This window comes from uncultured Pseudokineococcus sp., from assembly GCF_947499845.1.
In the GTDB taxonomy this organism is placed as follows: Bacteria; Actinomycetota; Actinomycetes; order Actinomycetales; family Quadrisphaeraceae; genus Pseudokineococcus.
Genome location: NZ_CANMPM010000004.1, coordinates 1 through 15,411 on the forward strand (window position 1 = coordinate 1; position 15,411 = coordinate 15,411).

The following is a 15,411-nucleotide window of genomic DNA, read 5'->3' on the forward strand; positions in this document are numbered from 1 at the left end:
CCCACCCAGCACCGAGCCCTGCAACGCCTCCTCAACCAGCCCCACCACACGGCGGCTTGACACAGGGCAACTCATCGCACGACCAGCGCGACGAGGGCCACGACGCCGAGGACGACGATCGTCGCGCGCAGCACGGCGCTGGGCAGCCGTCGTCCGACGGAGGCGCCGAGCAGGCCGCCGACGAGCGAGCCGACGGCGATGACGAGCACCGCCTCCCAGACGATCCGGTCGAAGCCGACGACGACGTACGCGGCCGCCGCGACGACGTTGACGACGAGCGACAGCAGGTTCTTCATCGCGTTGAGCCGCTGGAGGGGCTCGACGAGCAGCGCGCCGTGCGCGCCGACGAGCAGGATCCCCTGCGCCGCCGTGAAGTAGCCGCCGTAGACCCCGATGAGGAAGGTCACGACGAGGAGCACGACCTGCCCGGTGCGCCCGGGGCCGGGGGACGCGCCGGTGCCCTCGAGGGAGTCCGGCGCCCCGGCGCCGCTGACGGCCAGTCGCCGCTCCAGCCGCCGACGGGTGCGCGCCTGCAGCCGCGGCTGGAGCAGGACGAGCACGATCGCGAGGACGACGAGGACGGGGACCACCGTCTCGAAGGTCGTCGCGGGCAGGTGCAGCAGCAGGAAGGCGCCGACGAGGGCGCCGAGCACCGACATGGGCACCAGCCGCGCCGCGCGGGCGCCCTGGCCGCGCAGCTCGCGCCGGTAGCCCCACGTGCCGGAGACGCCGCCCGTGACGAGCCCCACGGCGTTCGACATCGTCGCCGACACGGGCGGGACGCCGATCGCCACGAGCGTCGGGAAGGTGACGAGGGTGCCCGAGCCGACGACGGCGTTGATGGCGCCCGCCCACACCGCCGCCAGCGACAGGAGGAGGAGCTGCCAGCCGGTGAGGTCGCCGAGGACGGCCTCGCTCACGCCGTCCTCACGCGCCAGCCCGACGGGCCCCTTCCCACCGTGCCCCTGCCCGCCGCGCCGCCGCCTCTCACGCGCGGGCGGCCCGGGCCGACCAGCGGCCGCCGGACCGCTCGACGTGCAGCGGCAGCCCGAAGGTCGCCCCCAGGGCCTCCGCGGTGAGGACCTGCTCGAGCGGGCCCTGCCCGACGACGCGCCCCTCGCGCAGCAGCAGCGCGTGGGTGACTCCGGGCGGGACCTCCTCGACGTGGTGGGTGACGAGCACGAGGGCGGGCGAGAGGGGGTCGGCGGCGAGGGCGCCGAGGCGCTGCACGAGGTCCTCGCGCCCGCCGAGGTCGAGCCCGGCGGCCGGCTCGTCGAGCAGCACGAGCTCGGGGTCCGACATGAGCGCCCGGGCGATCTGGACGCGCTTGCGCTCGCCCTCCGACAGCGTCCCGTAGGTGCGCCGCTCGAGGCCGGCGACGCCGAGCGCGGCGAGCAGCTCGAGCGCGCGGTCGTGGTCGGGCCCCTCGTACTCCTCGCGCCAGCGCCCGACCATCCCGTAGGAGGCGGTGAGGACGACGTCGACGACGCGCTCCCCCGCGGGCACCCGCTCGGCGAGCGCGGCGCTGGCCAGGCCGATGCGGGGGCGCAGCTCGAAGACGTCGACGAGGCCGAGCTCCTCCCCCAGCACCTCCGCCCGCCCGCGCGTGGGGTGCATCCGGCCCGAGGCGACCTGGAGCAGCGTGGTCTTGCCGGCCCCGTTGGGGCCGAGGACGACCCAGCGCTCGTCGGCGCCGACGGCCCAGGAGACGTCGTCGAGCAGCGGGCGGCCGTCGCGGACGACCGTGACGCCGTCGAGGTCGAGCACGGGCTCGTCCGGCGCGCCCTTGGCGGTCGGCGCGACGGCGGCACGACGGGCGGAGGGCCCCGTCGACGGGGAGACCGGTCGCGGTGCGGTGCTCGTGCGGCCGGTGCCCTCGCTCATGGCCGCGACCCTACTGCCGCCCCCCGGCGCGTCCCGGGGCCGGCGGCGGCGCCCGGTGCGGTGCCCCGGGGCGGCCGCGGCGCACCCGCGGGCGGGCCCGCCGACCCGTCCGGTCGACCCGTCCACCAGCGGCTGGCGGCGGCTCGCCTCGTACCCTCGTCGGCGTGATCGACCTCCCCCGCTCCGCACGGCTGGCCGCCTGGGGCACCGCGGTCCTGCGCGGCGAGGCACCGGTGGGGACGGCCGTGCGCGCCGTCCAGCGGGACGACGAGCCGCACACCGCGGCCGGCGACGCCCCCGCCGCCGACCTCGCCGAGCTCCTCGAGGGCTGGCGCGCGGCCGGGCACCGCGGTCTGCGCGTCGTGCTGCCGGTCCCGGGCGACGTCTCGGGCCTGCCCGGGCCGGCGTCCTTCAACGTCGAGGCCCTCGACGTCGGCGAGGCCGTCCTCACCGACGACGAGGACGGGGCGGGGCGCCGCTGGGGGGCGTGGCCCGACGTCACCGAGTTCGGCTCGGCGCTCGAGCCGGGGGCGATGGTGGCCTGGCGCGCGGCGCTCGTGCAGCGGCCGGCCGCGCCGCCGTCGACGACGCTCGCGGACGCCGAGCGCCAGCTCTCGCGGGCCCTCGAGGACGCCCTCGGCGCCCTGCACCGCCTCGACGTGGCGCGCTGGCGCGAGGACGCCGCGACGCGCATCGCGCAGGTGCGCGACGGGGCGCTGCCCCGCGACGCCGTGCCGCCGACGACGCCGCCGCGCGCCCAGCGGGTGCTCGCCACCGCGGCGCGGCTGCGGGGCATCGTCGCCCTCGCCTCCGAGGACGACGGCGCCGCCGTCACGGGCTTCGAGGCGGCCGGTCGCAGCGAAGCGCTGCGCGGCGTCGAGGCGGTCGCGCGCCACGCCGTCGTGGCCGCCGTCAACGCCGGGCTGGAGCCGGTCCGCCCCGGGTGAGCCGCGCCCGCCGAGAGGCGCTGGCGGTCCGGGGTCCGGTCAGCCGGGCAGGACCGACCGGTAGACCTCCATCGTCCGCTCCCCGATCGCCCCCCAGGAGAACTCGGCGACGGCGCGCTCGCGCCCGGCCTCGCCGCGGCGCCGCGCCTCGGTCGGGTCGGAGACCGCCTCGGCGAGGACGCGGGCCAGGTCGGCCGCGAAGGCCTCCGGGTCCGTGGGCGCCCCCGTCCCGTCCTGAACCTGGTCGATGGGCACGAGCCAGCCGGTGCGGCCGTCGTCGACCACCTCGGGGATGCCCCCGGTCGCCGTGCCGACGACGGCTGTGCCGCAGGCCATCGCCTCGAGGTTGACGATGCCGAGCGGCTCGTAGACCGAGGGGCACACGAAGACCGTCGCGAGCGAGAGCACCTGGCACAGCTCGGCGCGCGGCAGCATGCGGTCGATCCGCACCACGCCGGTGCGCATCGCGGCCAGCGCGGACACGAGCTCGTCGACCTCCGCGGCGATCTCCGGGGTGTCGGGCGCGCCGGCGCACAGGACGAGCTGCACCTCCGGGGGCAGCTGCGCCGCGGCGCGCAGCAGGTGCGGCAGGCCTTTCTGGCGCGTGATGCGCCCGACGAAGACGACGCTCGGGCGGTCGGGGTCCACGCCGAGGGAGCGCACGTGCTCGCGCGCCTCCGGCGAGTCGTCCCGCCGCCAGTCGTCGGCGTCGATGCCGTTGTGCACCACATGCACCCGCGCGGGGTCGACGCCGGGGTAGCAGCGCAGGATGTCGGCGCGCATCCCGGCGCTGACGGCGACGACGGCGTCCGCCGTCGTCATCGCCTGCTCCTCCGCCCAGCTCGACAGCCGGTAGCCGCCGGCGAGCTGCTCGGCCTTCCACGGGCGCAGCGGCTCGAGGCTGTGCGCCGTCACCACGTGCGGGACGCCGTGGAGCTTCGCGGCGAGGACGCCGGCGAGGTTCGCGTACCAGGTGTGGGTGTGGACGAGGTCGGTGCCCTCGGCGGCGGCCACCATGCCGAGGTCGACGCCCAGGGTGCGCAGGGCGGCGTTGGCGCCGGCGAGGGTCTCCGGCTCGGGGTGCGCCGTCACGCCGTCCTCCTCGCGCGGCGCGCCGAAGCACTGCACCCGGACGTCGGCCAGCGGCCGCAGCGCGCGCGCGAGCTCGGCGACGTGGACGCCCGCGCCGCCGTAGACCTCGGGCGGGTACTCGCGGGTCAGGAGGTCGACGCGCGGCCGGCCTCCCTCCTCGTGCGGGAGGGCACCGGCGCCCGGGTCGGCGCCCGGTCCGGTCCCCGGGGTCGCTGCGGCGGAGTGGGCGGCGCTGGCCATGGGGCGGACCGTAGCGCCCGCGCGCAGGTCGCGGCGCCCGGACGCCTTGCGCCGCAGGCGTCGGCCCCTAGGGTCTGCCCATGTCCAGCCCTCGCGTCCTCGCCATCGTCCTCGCCGGCGGCGAGGGCAAGCGGCTGATGCCCCTGACGGCCGACCGGGCGAAGCCGGCCGTGCCCTTCGGCGGCACCTACCGGCTCATCGACTTCGCCCTCAGCAACGTCGCGAACTCGCGGTACCTGCAGATCGTCGTGCTGACGCAGTACAAGTCCCACAGCCTCGACAAGCACGTGTCCATGACGTGGCGCATGTCGACGATGCTCGGCAACTACGTGACGCCCGTCCCGGCGCAGCAGCGCGTGGGCAAGAACTGGTACCTCGGCAGCGCCGACGCGATCTACCAGAGCCTCAACCTCATCGACGACGCCCGGCCCGACATCGTCGTCGTCGTGGGCGCAGACCACGTGTACCGCATGGACTTCTCCCAGATGGTCGACGCCCACATCGCCTCCGGGGCCGGCTGCACCGTCGCCGGCATCCGCCAACCGGTGGGGCTGTCCGACCAGTTCGGCGTCATCGAGGTCGGCGAGGGCGCCGACATGGGCTCGACGCCGCGCATCACCGCGTTCCGCGAGAAGCCCACCGACCCGACGACGATCCCCGGGTCCCCCGACGAGATCCTCGCCTCGATGGGCAACTACGTCTTCGACGCCGACGCCCTCGTCGAGGCGGTCACCCGCGACGCCGCGGACGAGTCGTCCAAGCACGACATGGGCGGCGACATCGTCCCCGACTTCGTCTCCCGCGGGTCGGCGGCGGTCTACGACTTCCAGCGCAACGACGTGCCGGGCGCCACGGAGCGCGACCGCGGCTACTGGCGCGACGTCGGGACCATCGACTCCTACTACGAGGCCCACATGGACCTCACGTCCGCGCTGCCCGTGTTCAACCTCTACAACGACCGCTGGCCGATCCTGTCCCAGCAGCGGCCCCTGCCCCCGGCCAAGTTCGTCCACGGCTGGCACGGGCGCGCGGGCACGGCGGTGAACTCCATCGTGGCCCCCGGGGTCGTCGTGTCCGGCGCCACGGTCGAGGGCTCCGTGCTGTCCAGCGGCGCGGCGGCGCACTCGTGGAGCACGGTCACCGACTCGGTGCTCCTGGACTGCGTGCAGGTCGGACGTCACGCCGCGGTGCGGCGGGCGATCATCGACAAGAACGTCGTCATCCCCGAGGGCGCCCGCATCGGCTTCGACCCCGACCACGACCGCGCCCGCGGTTTCGTCGTCACGCCGTCGGGGCTCACGGTGGTGGGCAAGAACGCCGTGGTCGAGCCCTGAGCGAGCCCGCCGCGCGGGTCCTGCTGCTCGACGGCGACCGGGGTCCGGGCGGTCGACGGGCGCCGCAGCACGCCGAGCGCAGCTGGGCAGACGCCGTCGGCGCCGCGAGGGGCTGGGTCGCCGCGGCCGGCGGTCGCGTCGTCGACGAGCGCGCCCTGCCCGCCCTCGATGGCGGGCAGGGCGCCGGCGTCGAGTGGCGGGTGCAGCCCTCGGCGCCGGGCGCGGACGTCGACGCCGTCGTGGCCGCGCTGCGGGCCCGGGCCCGGGAGGAGGCGCTGGGGCCGACGACCGACCTCGTCGTCGTGCCCGCGGAGCTCGACGTGCTGCCGCGCCTCGTCGTCCTCGACGTCGACTCGACCCTCATCACCGGCGAGGTCGTCGAGATGCTCGCGGCACGCGCCGGTGTCGAGGACGAGGTCGCCCGCGTCACCGAGGCCGCCATGCGCGGCGAGGTCGACTTCGCCGAGAGCCTGCACCGCCGCGTCGCGCTGCTCGAGGGCCTGCCCGTCGGTGTGCTGGACGACGTCCTGGCCGAGGTCGTGCCCTCCCCCGGCGCCGCCGTCATGGCGTCCGCGCTGGCCCGGGCGGGCGTGCCCGTCGGCGTGGTCTCGGGCGGGTTCCTCGAGGTCGTCGAGCCGCTCGCGGCCTCCCTCGGCATCCCGCACGCCCGCGCCAACGCCCTCGAGGTCGAGGCGGGCCGGCTGACGGGCCGGGTCCGCGGCGATGTCGTCGACGCCGCCGCGAAGGAGCGCTTCCTGCGCGAGCTGGCGCAGCACCACGGCGTCCCGACCGCGGGCACGGTGGCGGTCGGCGACGGCGCCAACGACCTCGACGTCGTGCGCGCCGCCGGCACGGGCGTGGCCTTCTGCGCCAAGCCGGTGCTCGCCGCGGCTGCTGACGTGGTGCTGCGCCACCGCGACCTCACCGCCGTCGCCCACCTCGTGGGGGTCGGCCCGCCCGAGGGCGGCTGAGACCCACCTGCGCACGCAGCCGCGCGGGCTCAGCGCGGGGACGGGAGCACGGCGGTCGGGGGCGGGGCGTGACCGCGCGGAGTCTTCAGCGCAGGACCATCAGCGCAGGGGGTCGGCGACGGGCGCGGTGCGGCCCTCGAACGCCACGACGGGCTCGGGGTCGCTGGTCACCTGCGCCTGCCCCGGCACCGGCAGGAACGGGCCGCCCAGCACCGAGTACTCACCCTCGTAGTGCGTCGTCAACGTGATCGCGTACTCGCCGGCCCGCTCGTACACGTGCGTCACCCGCAGGTCCGGCCACGGCGCCCCCGCCTCCGACGTCGGACCGATGACCGTCCCGTCGCCGTAGTCCCACGAGTACGCCACCGGCGTCGCCCGCACCGTCACCGGGAACCCCAGCAGGTCCGTCTGCAGCGTCACCGGCTCGGCCACGGCGTAGGTGTTCGTCGGCATCGCCACCAGCACCTCCCCCGACGCCGGCTCGACCCCCGAGCGCCCCGCCGGCAGCGGCAGCCGCTGGAAGTCGGCCTGCGTCATCACCGGCAGCACCAGCGCCTCCACCGCGTCCGGCGCCCCCGGCTCGCCCGGCTGGAACGGCACCCGGCACACCCGTCCCGTCTGCGTGAAGGGGCCCGACGCCACCCCGTCCGTCGCCGGCGCCTGCCACACGAAGAACATCAGCTGCCCCGGCGGGCACGCCGCCCGCGTCGCCCCGCAGTCATCGCTCGCCCCACCGTTCGCGTCGTTGCCGGAGCACGCCGGCAGCAATCGCCTGACGACCTGCGGCGCCGACGACCTCATCGTCGTCACGGCGGGAGCACGCGTCTGCCTTTGCCCACTGCCCGACGCCGACAACCCGCCTCGACTACGAGCCTCCCCTAGCAGGGTCGCCTCACCCGCGCCCAGTTTGGGAGTGATCACGACCGAGGAGGGCGCTTCGTCCGCTCGAGCCTCCAGCAAGGAGGTGAGGGAGCAGCAGGCGACCAGGACCCCGCCAATGGCGACGCCGATCAGGCGCCTAGGCCGAACATCAGCCAAGTGTCCTCCTCCCGCACGAGAATGGCGCCTAGTGACGTCGTCTCGCCTTCGACCGTCTCCAGGACCTCACCGTCGGGACCGAGAACTCGTCCCGGACGCACTGTCAACGTCGTTGACACGAGAGTGGCGCCGGTGCCGTCGGGCGCGGGCGCGACGACTTCCGTCAAGACGAACTGGGACCCTTTGACCGTCCGGTCGAGCGCTCTCAACTGCTCGACCTCGTCGATGTAGGCATTGCATACCTCGCAGTCGGGAGTCGAGTGCGAAGCCAGCGTTGCCGTGTCGAGCGTCGTGTAGGCCTGCTCCAACGTGTCGAACCAGTACCGCACGAAGGCCTCGGCGCCCGCGGCGTCGTCCGTCGTCGCCTCGGGCGGCAGGGTCGGGGCCGGACCCGGCTCAGGGGTCGGAGCGTCGTCGGTCGGCGTCGCCGTCGCGGTGGGAGATGGAGCGGCGGTCGACGTCGACGTCTCCGCGGGCGCGCCGGTGGGCAGCGGCGAGCCGGGCTCGGGGTCGCTGCAGCCGGCGAGCGCGAGCAGGGCCGCGGCGGCTGCCGCGGGGACGAGGAGGCGCACCCGCCGACCGTAGCCAGCCCTGGCCTCCCCGATCCGGTGACGGACGGGTCCCTGTGGATGAACCGAGGTCTCCGCCCCGGTGCGGGCGCCCTCGGTGGTGGACCTCGTGGGCCACGGCCGGCGCTGGTGGACCTCGTGGGGTCGACGTCGGCGTGGCGTCCCACGCCGTCCACCACCGAGGCGTGCCAGCCCACGAGGTCCACCACCGACGCTCGCTGGCCCACGAGGTCCACCACCGAGCACGGGCGCGGAGTTCGCGGGTCGGCACGCCGGGGCGTCACCGTGAGCGCGGACTTCGAGGGGCAGCCGACGGCGCGTCGTCCCGCGAAGTCCGCACCCGCGGCAGCCGCTCGGCGCGTCGTCCTCGAGATCCGCGTGCGAGGCGCTGCCGACCCTCCCTGGACGGGACCCCCGCGGAAGGGTCAGGGACCGAGGACGTCGACCAGGTCGGCGCTGGCGGGCAGCAGCTGGGCGCGCTCGTCGTCCCAGCGCAGGACGGCGGCGCAGGCCGTGCCGAGGCCGCCGAGGACCTGGGCGCGGCGGTCGGCCGCGCCGGGCGCGGACGACGGCCCGGCCAGCGCCACCGACAGTCCGGAGGCGCCCGGCTCGTGGCACACGAGGACCGTCGTCGACGCGTCGGCGGCGTGCCGCTCGAGCACGGCGCCCAGGCGCGCGGGGCTCGCCTCGTAGACGTCCGGGTCCTCCACGAGGGGCCAGGCGTCGTCCGCGACGACGAGCTCGGCGGTGCGCCGCGCCCGCGCCGCGTCGGAGGAGACGACGACGTCCGGCGAGATGCCGCGCTCGCGCAGCGTCCGCCCGACGGCGCGGGCCTCGTCCTCACCCCGCGCCGTCAGCGGGCGGGCGTGGTCGGGGCCCGCGCCGGCCGGCACGGCCTGGGCGTGCCGGAGGACGACGAGGAGCGCCAGCTCAGCTCCCCATCGCGTGGACGCCGCCGTCGACGTGCACGATCTCGCCCGTCGTCGCGGGGAACCAGTCCGACAGCAGCGCGACGCACGCGCGGGCCGCGGGCTCGGTGTCCGCGAGGTCCCAGCCGAGGGGGGCGCGCTCGGGCCAGCTGTTCTCGAAGGCCTCGAACCCGGGGATCGACTTGGCGGCCATCGTGCGCAGCGGACCCGCGGACACGAGGTTGACCCGCGTGCCCTCCGGCCCGAGGTCGCGGGCCAGGTAGCGCGCCACCGACTCGAAGGCCGCCTTGGCGACGCCCATCCAGTCGTAGACCGGCCAAGCGAAGCTGGCGTCGAAGGTGAGGCCGACGACGCTGGCGCGCTCCGCCATGAGCGGGCGCGCCGCCACCGCGAGGGACTTGAGGCTGTAGGAGGAGATCTGCAGGGCCGCCGAGACGTCCTCCCAGCTCGCCGCCATGAAGTCGAAGGCGCCCTGCGGGGCGAAGCCGATGGAGTGCAGGACGCCGTCGAGGCCGTCGACGTGCTCGCGCACCCGCTCGGCGAGGGCGTCGAGGTCCTCCTGGTCGGAGACGTCGAGCTGCACGACGGGCGCCGGCTGCGGCAGGCGCCGGGCGATCGCCTGCGTGATGCGCATCTGGCGGCCGAAGGAGGTGAGCACGACCGTCGCGCCCTCCTGCTGCGCCACCTGCGCGACGCGGAAGGCGATCGACGCGTCGGTCAGGACCCCCGTGATGAGCAGTCGCTTGCCGTCCAGGATCCCCATGCGCGTGCCGTCCTTCTCGATGTCGCGGTGCTCGTGGATTCTCGTGCTGCTGGTCACCCCGGCGACGGGCCGGGGCTCGGGTCGCGGGTGGGTCAGTGCCCCATGCCGAGGCCGCCGTCCACGGGGACGACCGCCCCGCTGATGTAGGCGGCCGCCTCCGAGGCGAGGAAGACGCAGACGCCCGCCACCTCCTCGGGCCGGGCGAGGCGGCCGGCGGGGATGGCGGCCAGGTAGCCGTCCCGCGTCGCCTCCGGCAGGGCGGCCGTCATGTCGGTCTCGACGAAGCCGGGCGCGACGACGTTGGCCGTGATGCCGCGCCCGCCCAGCTCGCGGGTCACCGAGCGCGCGACGCCGACGAGGCCCGCCTTGCTGGCCGCGTAGTTGACCTGGCCGGGCGACCCGTAGAGGCCGACGACGCTCGACACGAGCAGCACGCGGCCTCGGCGCAGCCGCACCATGCCCTTGGTGGCGCGCCGCACGCAGCGGAAGGCGCCCGTGAGGTTGGTGTCGACGACGTCGGTGAAGTCCTCCTCGCTCATGCGCAGGAGGAGCTGGTCCTTCGTCACGCCGGCGTTGGCGACGAGCACCTCCACCGGTCCGTGCTCGGCCTCGACCCGCGTGAAGGCCTCGTCGACGGACGCGCCGTCGCGGACGTCGCAGGCGACGCCGAGGACGCCGTCGGGAGCCTCGCCCGTGCGGGTGGTGACGGCGACGCGGTCACCCGCCGCCACGAACGCCTCGGCGATGGCCCGCCCGATGCCCCGGTTGCCGCCGGTGACGAGGACGCTGCGGGGCTCGGGCACGCGGGGGACCTTCCGTCGGGGCCGGCACCGGTCGGACGGCCGGTGCGCTGGTGCGGTCGCGGACGCTACCGGAGGGCGCCCGTGGACGGCGCCCCCGCCACGGCCCGTCGACGGGCCCTCCGGCAGGAACGGCGCCCGGCCACCTCCGGCGTCGGCGGCACCCCGCGCGCGCCCGCGCGCGGGCGCGGTTTACCGTAGTGGTCGTGGTCTCCACCAGCGCCTCGGGCGCTCAGCGGACCGCACCCGGCTCGCGCGGGCGCGGTCCCACGCCGACCCTCCCGCCCTCCGCCGACCGATCGACGCGGGCGCGCCGCCCGCACCGCGACGACGCCCCGGTGCAGCGCATCACCACCGCCCCCGTCGGGCAGCGGCAGCACCAGCAGCAGCAGATCGGCCGCTACCTGTGGTCCATGGGGATCCGCACGGCGTGCTTCGTCGTGGCCATCGTCCTCGCCCAGGCGGGCTACACGGCGCTCATGTGGGTCTTCGTCACCCTCGCCGTCGTCCTCCCCTACATCGCCGTCCTCGTCGCGAACGCGGGGCGCGAGACCGTCGGGCCGACGACCACCCAGGTGACGCCGCCCGCACGGCCGTCGATCACCGCGGCACCGCCGCGGCCGGCGGCCGAGCCCCCGCTCGTGGGCGAGGTCTTCCAGGGGCGGGTCTTCGACGCGGACGAGCCCACCGACGCCGGTCGCCCGGGCGCCGAGGGCACGGACCCGGGGAGCACCGGCGCCGGTCCGAGGACCTGGGAGGCGGAGCGGCTCCGTCCGCCGGCCGACGGCGGCGACCGCCGCAGCGCGGCCTGACGGACCCCCGCGCCGGCTCACGCCGCCCCACCCGGAGCGCGTGGAGCGGGTCGCCGAGGCCCGTCTCCCCGGTGGGGTGGTCGTCTGCCCGGACGGGCGACGTCGCCGTCGCGGAGGCGCAAGCGCCTCTTCTCGCCGGGTGCTGCGTGCCATACTCGTCCCCGGCGCCGCCCGTCCCCCCCGTCGGGCGCGCGCCGACGACGCCGGGCGGCGTCTCCCCCGTCGCCGCCCGGCGTCGTCCTCGTTCCCGGCCCTGCTCGTCGCCGGCCCTCCTCGTCCCCGGCCCCGCACGAGCACGACGTCCGGTCCCGCACGACGTCCGACCGCGGGCCGGCTCCTGCGCCGGACGGTCCGGAGCGCCGGCACGGGGCCCGTCGTGGGCGACGGAGCGGGGGGAGGACACTGGGCTCGTGCCCGACTCCCCCGGCAGCCCGACCCCGCCCCCGCCGGCGGCTCCCGCGGACGGCCCCGCGGGCCCGCTCGTGTGCAGCGCGCGCGGCTGCCGCGCCCCGGCCGCGTGGGGCCTGCGCTGGAACAACCCCCGGCTGCACGCGCCGGAGCGGCGCAAGACGTGGCTCGCGTGCCCCGACCACCGGGAGCACCTGTCCACCCACCTCGCCGAGCGGTCCTTCCTGCGCGACGTCGTCGCCGTCGACGAGCTGCCGGGCGGTCGGGAGTAGCCCGTGCGCTTCCTGCTGACGCCCCGCTGGCTCGCCGGCCTCGCCCTGGCGGTCGCCTTCGCGCTCGTGTGCGTCTCCCTCGGCCTCTGGCAGTGGGACCGCCGCACGGCGCGGCACGCGGCCAACATGCTCATCACCGAGAACTACGGGCAGCCGGCGGTCGACCCCGCGTCCCTCCTGCCCCCGAGCGGTGAGCTCCTGCCCACGGCGGACGAGTGGCGCCCCGTGGAGGCCACCGGCCGCTACCTGCCCGAGGGCACCGTCCTCCTGCGCCAGCGGCCCCTCGACGGCACCAACGGCTTCCACGTGCTCGTCCCGCTGCTCCTCGACGGCAGCACGACGACCGCTGAGGGGACGACCGGCGACGGACCGGCGCGGGCGCTGCTCGTCGACCGGGGCTTCCTGCCCTCCGGCGACGACGCCGGGGCCGTCGACGTGCCCCCGCCGCCGGCCGGGGAGGTGACGACCGTCGTGCACCTGCGCCCCGCCGAGGAGCCCTACGGGCAGGCACCGGCCGGGCAGACGCGCACCATCGACACGGCGGGGCTGGCCGGGCGAGCTCCCACGAGCGGTGCGCTGGACGCCGCCGGGGCACAGCTCGTCGGCGGCGCGTACGGCGTGCTCGCCGAGGAGGTGCCCGCGGCGTCGACGGCGCCCCAGCTCCTCCCCGCCCCGCCCGTCGACGAGGGGCCGCACCTGTCCTACGCCTTCCAGTGGTGGGTGTTCGCCGCCGGCGGCTTCGTCGGGTACGGCGTCGTCGCGCGCCGCCACGCCGCCGACCTGCGCGCCGAGGCCGCGGGTCCGGGGGCGGTCACGGGCGACGGGCCGGACCCGGACGAGCGGCCGGGTCCCCGCGACGGCGCCGACCCCGCACGACGGCGCCGAGCGCCCCGGCGGCCGAGCGCCGAGGAGGAGGAGGACGCGCTCGTCGACGCCGCCGAGCGCGACGAGCTGGTCCGAGGCGCGGGCGAGCGGTCGGCGCTCGAGGACGGCGCGGCGGGCCGCCGCTAGGGAGCCGGCCGAGGAGCGGGGGGACGCCGCCCGCCCGCCGGCCCGGCGGCCCCGTCGCCGCGGTCGAGGTCGCCCCCCTCGGCGTCGTCCCCCGCGTCCCCGGGGGGTCCGCCGGCCCCGACCAGCTGGGTGCGGTGCAGCACCGCGTACGGGCCGCCCTGCGCCAGCAGCTCCTCGTGCGTCCCGGTCTGGACGACGCGGCCGGCGTCGACGACGGCGATGAGGTCGGCGCTGCGCACGGTCGAGAGGCGGTGGGCGATGACGATGCTCGTGCGCCCCTCGAGCGCGCGCTCGAGGGCCCGCTGCACGGCCGCCTCGGAGCGGGAGTCGAGGTGCGCCGTCGCCTCGTCGAGGACGACGACGTCCGGTGCCTTGAGGAGCAGGCGCGCGAGGGCGACGCGCTGCTTCTCGCCGCCCGAGAGCCGGTGGCCGCGGTCGCCGACGACCGTGTCGAGGCCCTCCGGCAGGTCGCGGACGACGTCGAGGACCTGCGCCGCCTCGAGCGCCGCGAGCAGCTCCGCCTCGCTCGCCCCCGGGCGCGCGTAGAGGAGGTTGGCCCGCACCGTGTCGTGGAAGAGGTGGGCGTCCTGGGTGACGACGCCGATGCGGTCGTGCACCGACGCCAGGCGGGCCTCGCGCAGGTCCACGCCGCCCACGAGGACGCGCCCCTCGGTCGGGTCGTACAGGCGCGCCACGAGGGCCGTGGCCGTCGTCTTGCCGGCGCCGCTGCGACCCACCAGGGCGAGCACCTGCCCGGCCGGCACGTGGAGGTCGACGTCCGCGAGGGCGGGGCCGCCCCGGGGGCCGTCGGCAGTCACGACCTCCGGGCGCCCCTCCCCGCCGTGCCCGTCCACGTCGTCGTCCGACGCCGCGGCGTCCGCCGTCACCGCCTCGAGCGAGCGGAGCCCGCCCTCCCCCGCGCGCGGGTAGGTGAAGCCGACGCCGTCGAGCCGCACGTCGAGGGGTCCCTCGGGCAGGTCGACCGCGCCCTCGACCTCGACGAGGGGCGAGGGCAGGTCGAGCACCTCGAAGACGCGCTCGAAGCTGACGAGCGCGCTCATGACGTCGACGCGCACGTTGGCGAGCGAGGTGATGGGGCCGTACAGGCGCCCCATGAGCGCCGCGAGCGCCACGACGGTGCCGACCTCGAAGCGGCCGCCGATCGCGAGCAGCCCGCCGACGCCGTAGACGAGCGCCGTCGCCAGGGCCGTGACGGTCGTCAGGGCGGTGAAGAAGACGCGGTTCGACATGGCGATGGACGTGCCGATGCGGCGCACCCGGTCGGCCCGCTCGCGGAACTGCTCGTCCTCCTCCTCGGGACGCCCGTAGAGGGTGACGAGCAGGGCGCCGGCCACGTTGAAGCGCTCGGTCATGCGCGTGCCGAGGTCGGCGTTGAGCTCCATGGACCGCCGGGTCAGGCCCGACAGGCGCCGACCCACGCGGCGGGCGGGCACCCAGAACAGCGGGAGGAGGAGCAGCACGGCGAGCAGGAGCACCGGCGCCTGGCTGAGGACGACGCCGCCCGCCAGCACCAGGAGGACGACGTTGGAGACGACGGACTGCAGCGTCGTCGTGAAGGCCTGCTGGGCGCCGCTGACGTCGGTGTTGAGGCGCGTCACGAGGGCGCCGGTCTGCGCCCGGGTGAAGAAGGAGACGGGCTGGCGCTGGACGTGCGCGAAGACCGACGTGCGCAGGTCGTAGATGAGGCCCTCGCCGATGCGGGAGGAGTACCAGCGCTGCGCGAGGGTGATGCCGCCCTCGACGAGGGCGAGCGCGGCCACGACGCCGGCGACGCCGAGCACGACCCCGCGGTCGCCCGCGACGACGCCGCGGTTGATGAGCACGGCCAGCAGCAGGGGCGTCGCGACGGCGGCCGCCGAGCTGAGGACGACGAGGACGAGGAAGACCGCGAGCTGCCGGCGGTAGGGCCGCGCGAGGTCGCCGATGCGCCGCCACGTCTCGCGGCTGACCCCGCCGCTGCGCAGCGAGGGGTCGCGGGTGAAGCTCCGCAGCGTCGTCCACGACGCGCCGTGGCTCACGCGACGACCGTCCGCGGTGCGGCCGGTCGACCGGCGGCGCCGGCGTCCCGGGCCGGGCGCGCGGCGCTCAGGAGGCGGCGCGGCGCCGGGTGCTGCCGCCCCGCCCGCGCAGCGCGGTGCCGCCCTCGCTCAGCAGCCGGTGGACGAACCCGTACGACAGGCCCTCCTCGCCGGCGAGCTGGCGGATGCTCGAGCCCTCGCCGTACCGGGCGCCCAGGCGCTGCTGCAGCGCCGAGCGCTCGTCGGCGCTCATCCGGCGGCGGCTCGCCGCCGTCTCCGCCGCGCCAGCGTCCTCGCCCCGC

General features: G+C 76.7%; 16 protein-coding genes. 6 read left to right on the forward strand and 10 right to left on the reverse strand.

All coding sequences use genetic code 11. The features are described 5' to 3' along the window. Positions 1-71 precede the first annotated feature (71 nt). Positions 72-920, reverse strand: coding sequence for a sulfite exporter TauE/SafE family protein (locus tag Q0789_RS05085; RefSeq protein ID WP_298802781.1), 849 nt, complete (start codon positions 918-920; stop codon positions 72-74). 67 nt (positions 921-987) lie between these two features. Continuing rightward, entirely contained in the window at positions 988-1,884 is an 897-nt protein-coding gene (locus tag Q0789_RS05090) for an ABC transporter ATP-binding protein (RefSeq protein WP_298802783.1), read from the reverse strand. A 164-nt stretch (positions 1,885-2,048) separates the two neighbouring features. Here Q0789_RS05090 and Q0789_RS05095 point away from each other — a divergent pair, with 164 nt between their 5' ends. Next, positions 2,049-2,831 (forward strand): hypothetical protein, encoded by a 783-nt coding sequence (locus Q0789_RS05095; protein ID WP_298802785.1) that lies wholly within the window; start codon positions 2,049-2,051, stop codon positions 2,829-2,831. Positions 2,832-2,870: 39 nt separating this feature from the next. Here the strand turns inward: Q0789_RS05095 and glgA are convergent, their stop codons facing one another. Beyond that, positions 2,871-4,163 (reverse strand): glycogen synthase, encoded by a 1,293-nt coding sequence (glgA, locus tag Q0789_RS05100; protein WP_298802786.1) that lies wholly within the window; start codon positions 4,161-4,163, stop codon positions 2,871-2,873. Between the two features lie 80 nt (positions 4,164-4,243). On the opposite strand from glgA, the gene glgC reads away from it, so the two are divergent. After that, positions 4,244-5,497: a glucose-1-phosphate adenylyltransferase gene (gene glgC, locus Q0789_RS05105; RefSeq protein ID WP_298802787.1), complete on the forward strand. Its 1,254-nt coding sequence runs from the start codon at positions 4,244-4,246 to the stop codon at positions 5,495-5,497. A 200-nt stretch (positions 5,498-5,697) separates the two neighbouring features. Continuing rightward, entirely contained in the window at positions 5,698-6,468 is a 771-nt protein-coding gene (serB, locus tag Q0789_RS05110) for a phosphoserine phosphatase SerB (RefSeq protein ID WP_298802788.1), read from the forward strand. A gap of 99 nt (positions 6,469-6,567) precedes the next feature. Here the strand turns inward: serB and Q0789_RS05115 are convergent, their stop codons facing one another. The 5 genes from Q0789_RS05115 to fabG form a co-directional block, all read right to left on the reverse strand. Then, on the reverse strand, positions 6,568-7,269 hold the full coding sequence (locus Q0789_RS05115) for a PKD domain-containing protein (RefSeq protein ID WP_298803304.1): 702 nt from the start codon (positions 7,267-7,269) through the stop codon (positions 6,568-6,570). Between the two features lie 209 nt (positions 7,270-7,478). After that, positions 7,479-8,078, reverse strand: coding sequence for a DUF6318 family protein (locus tag Q0789_RS05120; RefSeq protein WP_298802790.1), 600 nt, complete (start codon positions 8,076-8,078; stop codon positions 7,479-7,481). Between the two features lie 422 nt (positions 8,079-8,500). Continuing rightward, positions 8,501-9,004 carry a histidine phosphatase family protein gene (locus Q0789_RS05125; protein WP_298803307.1) on the reverse strand — a complete coding sequence of 168 codons (504 nt, stop codon included), beginning with the start codon at positions 9,002-9,004 and terminating at the stop codon, positions 8,501-8,503. A gap of 1 nt (position 9,005) precedes the next feature. Further along, positions 9,006-9,767, reverse strand: coding sequence for an enoyl-ACP reductase FabI (fabI, locus tag Q0789_RS05130; protein WP_363326073.1), 762 nt, complete (start codon positions 9,765-9,767; stop codon positions 9,006-9,008). A gap of 92 nt (positions 9,768-9,859) precedes the next feature. Further along, entirely contained in the window at positions 9,860-10,570 is a 711-nt protein-coding gene (gene fabG / locus Q0789_RS05135; RefSeq protein WP_298802796.1) for a 3-oxoacyl-ACP reductase FabG, read from the reverse strand. Positions 10,571-10,773: 203 nt separating this feature from the next. Here fabG and Q0789_RS05140 point away from each other — a divergent pair, with 203 nt between their 5' ends. The 3 genes from Q0789_RS05140 to Q0789_RS05150 all read left to right on the forward strand — a co-directional run bounded on the left by Q0789_RS05140 (position 10,774) and on the right by Q0789_RS05150 (position 13,070). Then, a complete protein-coding gene (locus Q0789_RS05140; RefSeq protein ID WP_298802798.1) occupies positions 10,774-11,379 on the forward strand; it encodes a DUF3099 domain-containing protein in 606 nt (201 codons plus the stop codon). A 410-nt stretch (positions 11,380-11,789) separates the two neighbouring features. Then, positions 11,790-12,059, forward strand: coding sequence for a hypothetical protein (locus tag Q0789_RS05145; protein WP_298802800.1), 270 nt, complete (start codon positions 11,790-11,792; stop codon positions 12,057-12,059). 3 nt (positions 12,060-12,062) lie between these two features. Next, positions 12,063-13,070, forward strand: a complete 1,008-nt coding sequence (locus tag Q0789_RS05150) for an SURF1 family protein (protein WP_298802802.1) — start codon at positions 12,063-12,065, stop codon at positions 13,068-13,070. On the opposite strand, the gene Q0789_RS05155 is transcribed toward Q0789_RS05150, so the two are convergent. Beyond that, positions 13,067-15,109 (reverse strand): ABC transporter ATP-binding protein, encoded by a 2,043-nt coding sequence (locus Q0789_RS05155; protein ID WP_298802804.1) that lies wholly within the window; start codon positions 15,107-15,109, stop codon positions 13,067-13,069. The genes Q0789_RS05150 and Q0789_RS05155 overlap by 4 nt on opposite strands. A gap of 67 nt (positions 15,110-15,176) precedes the next feature. Then, entirely contained in the window at positions 15,177-15,362 is a 186-nt protein-coding gene (locus Q0789_RS05160) for a helix-turn-helix domain-containing protein (protein ID WP_366917647.1), read from the reverse strand. Positions 15,363-15,411: the final 49 nt, after the last annotated feature.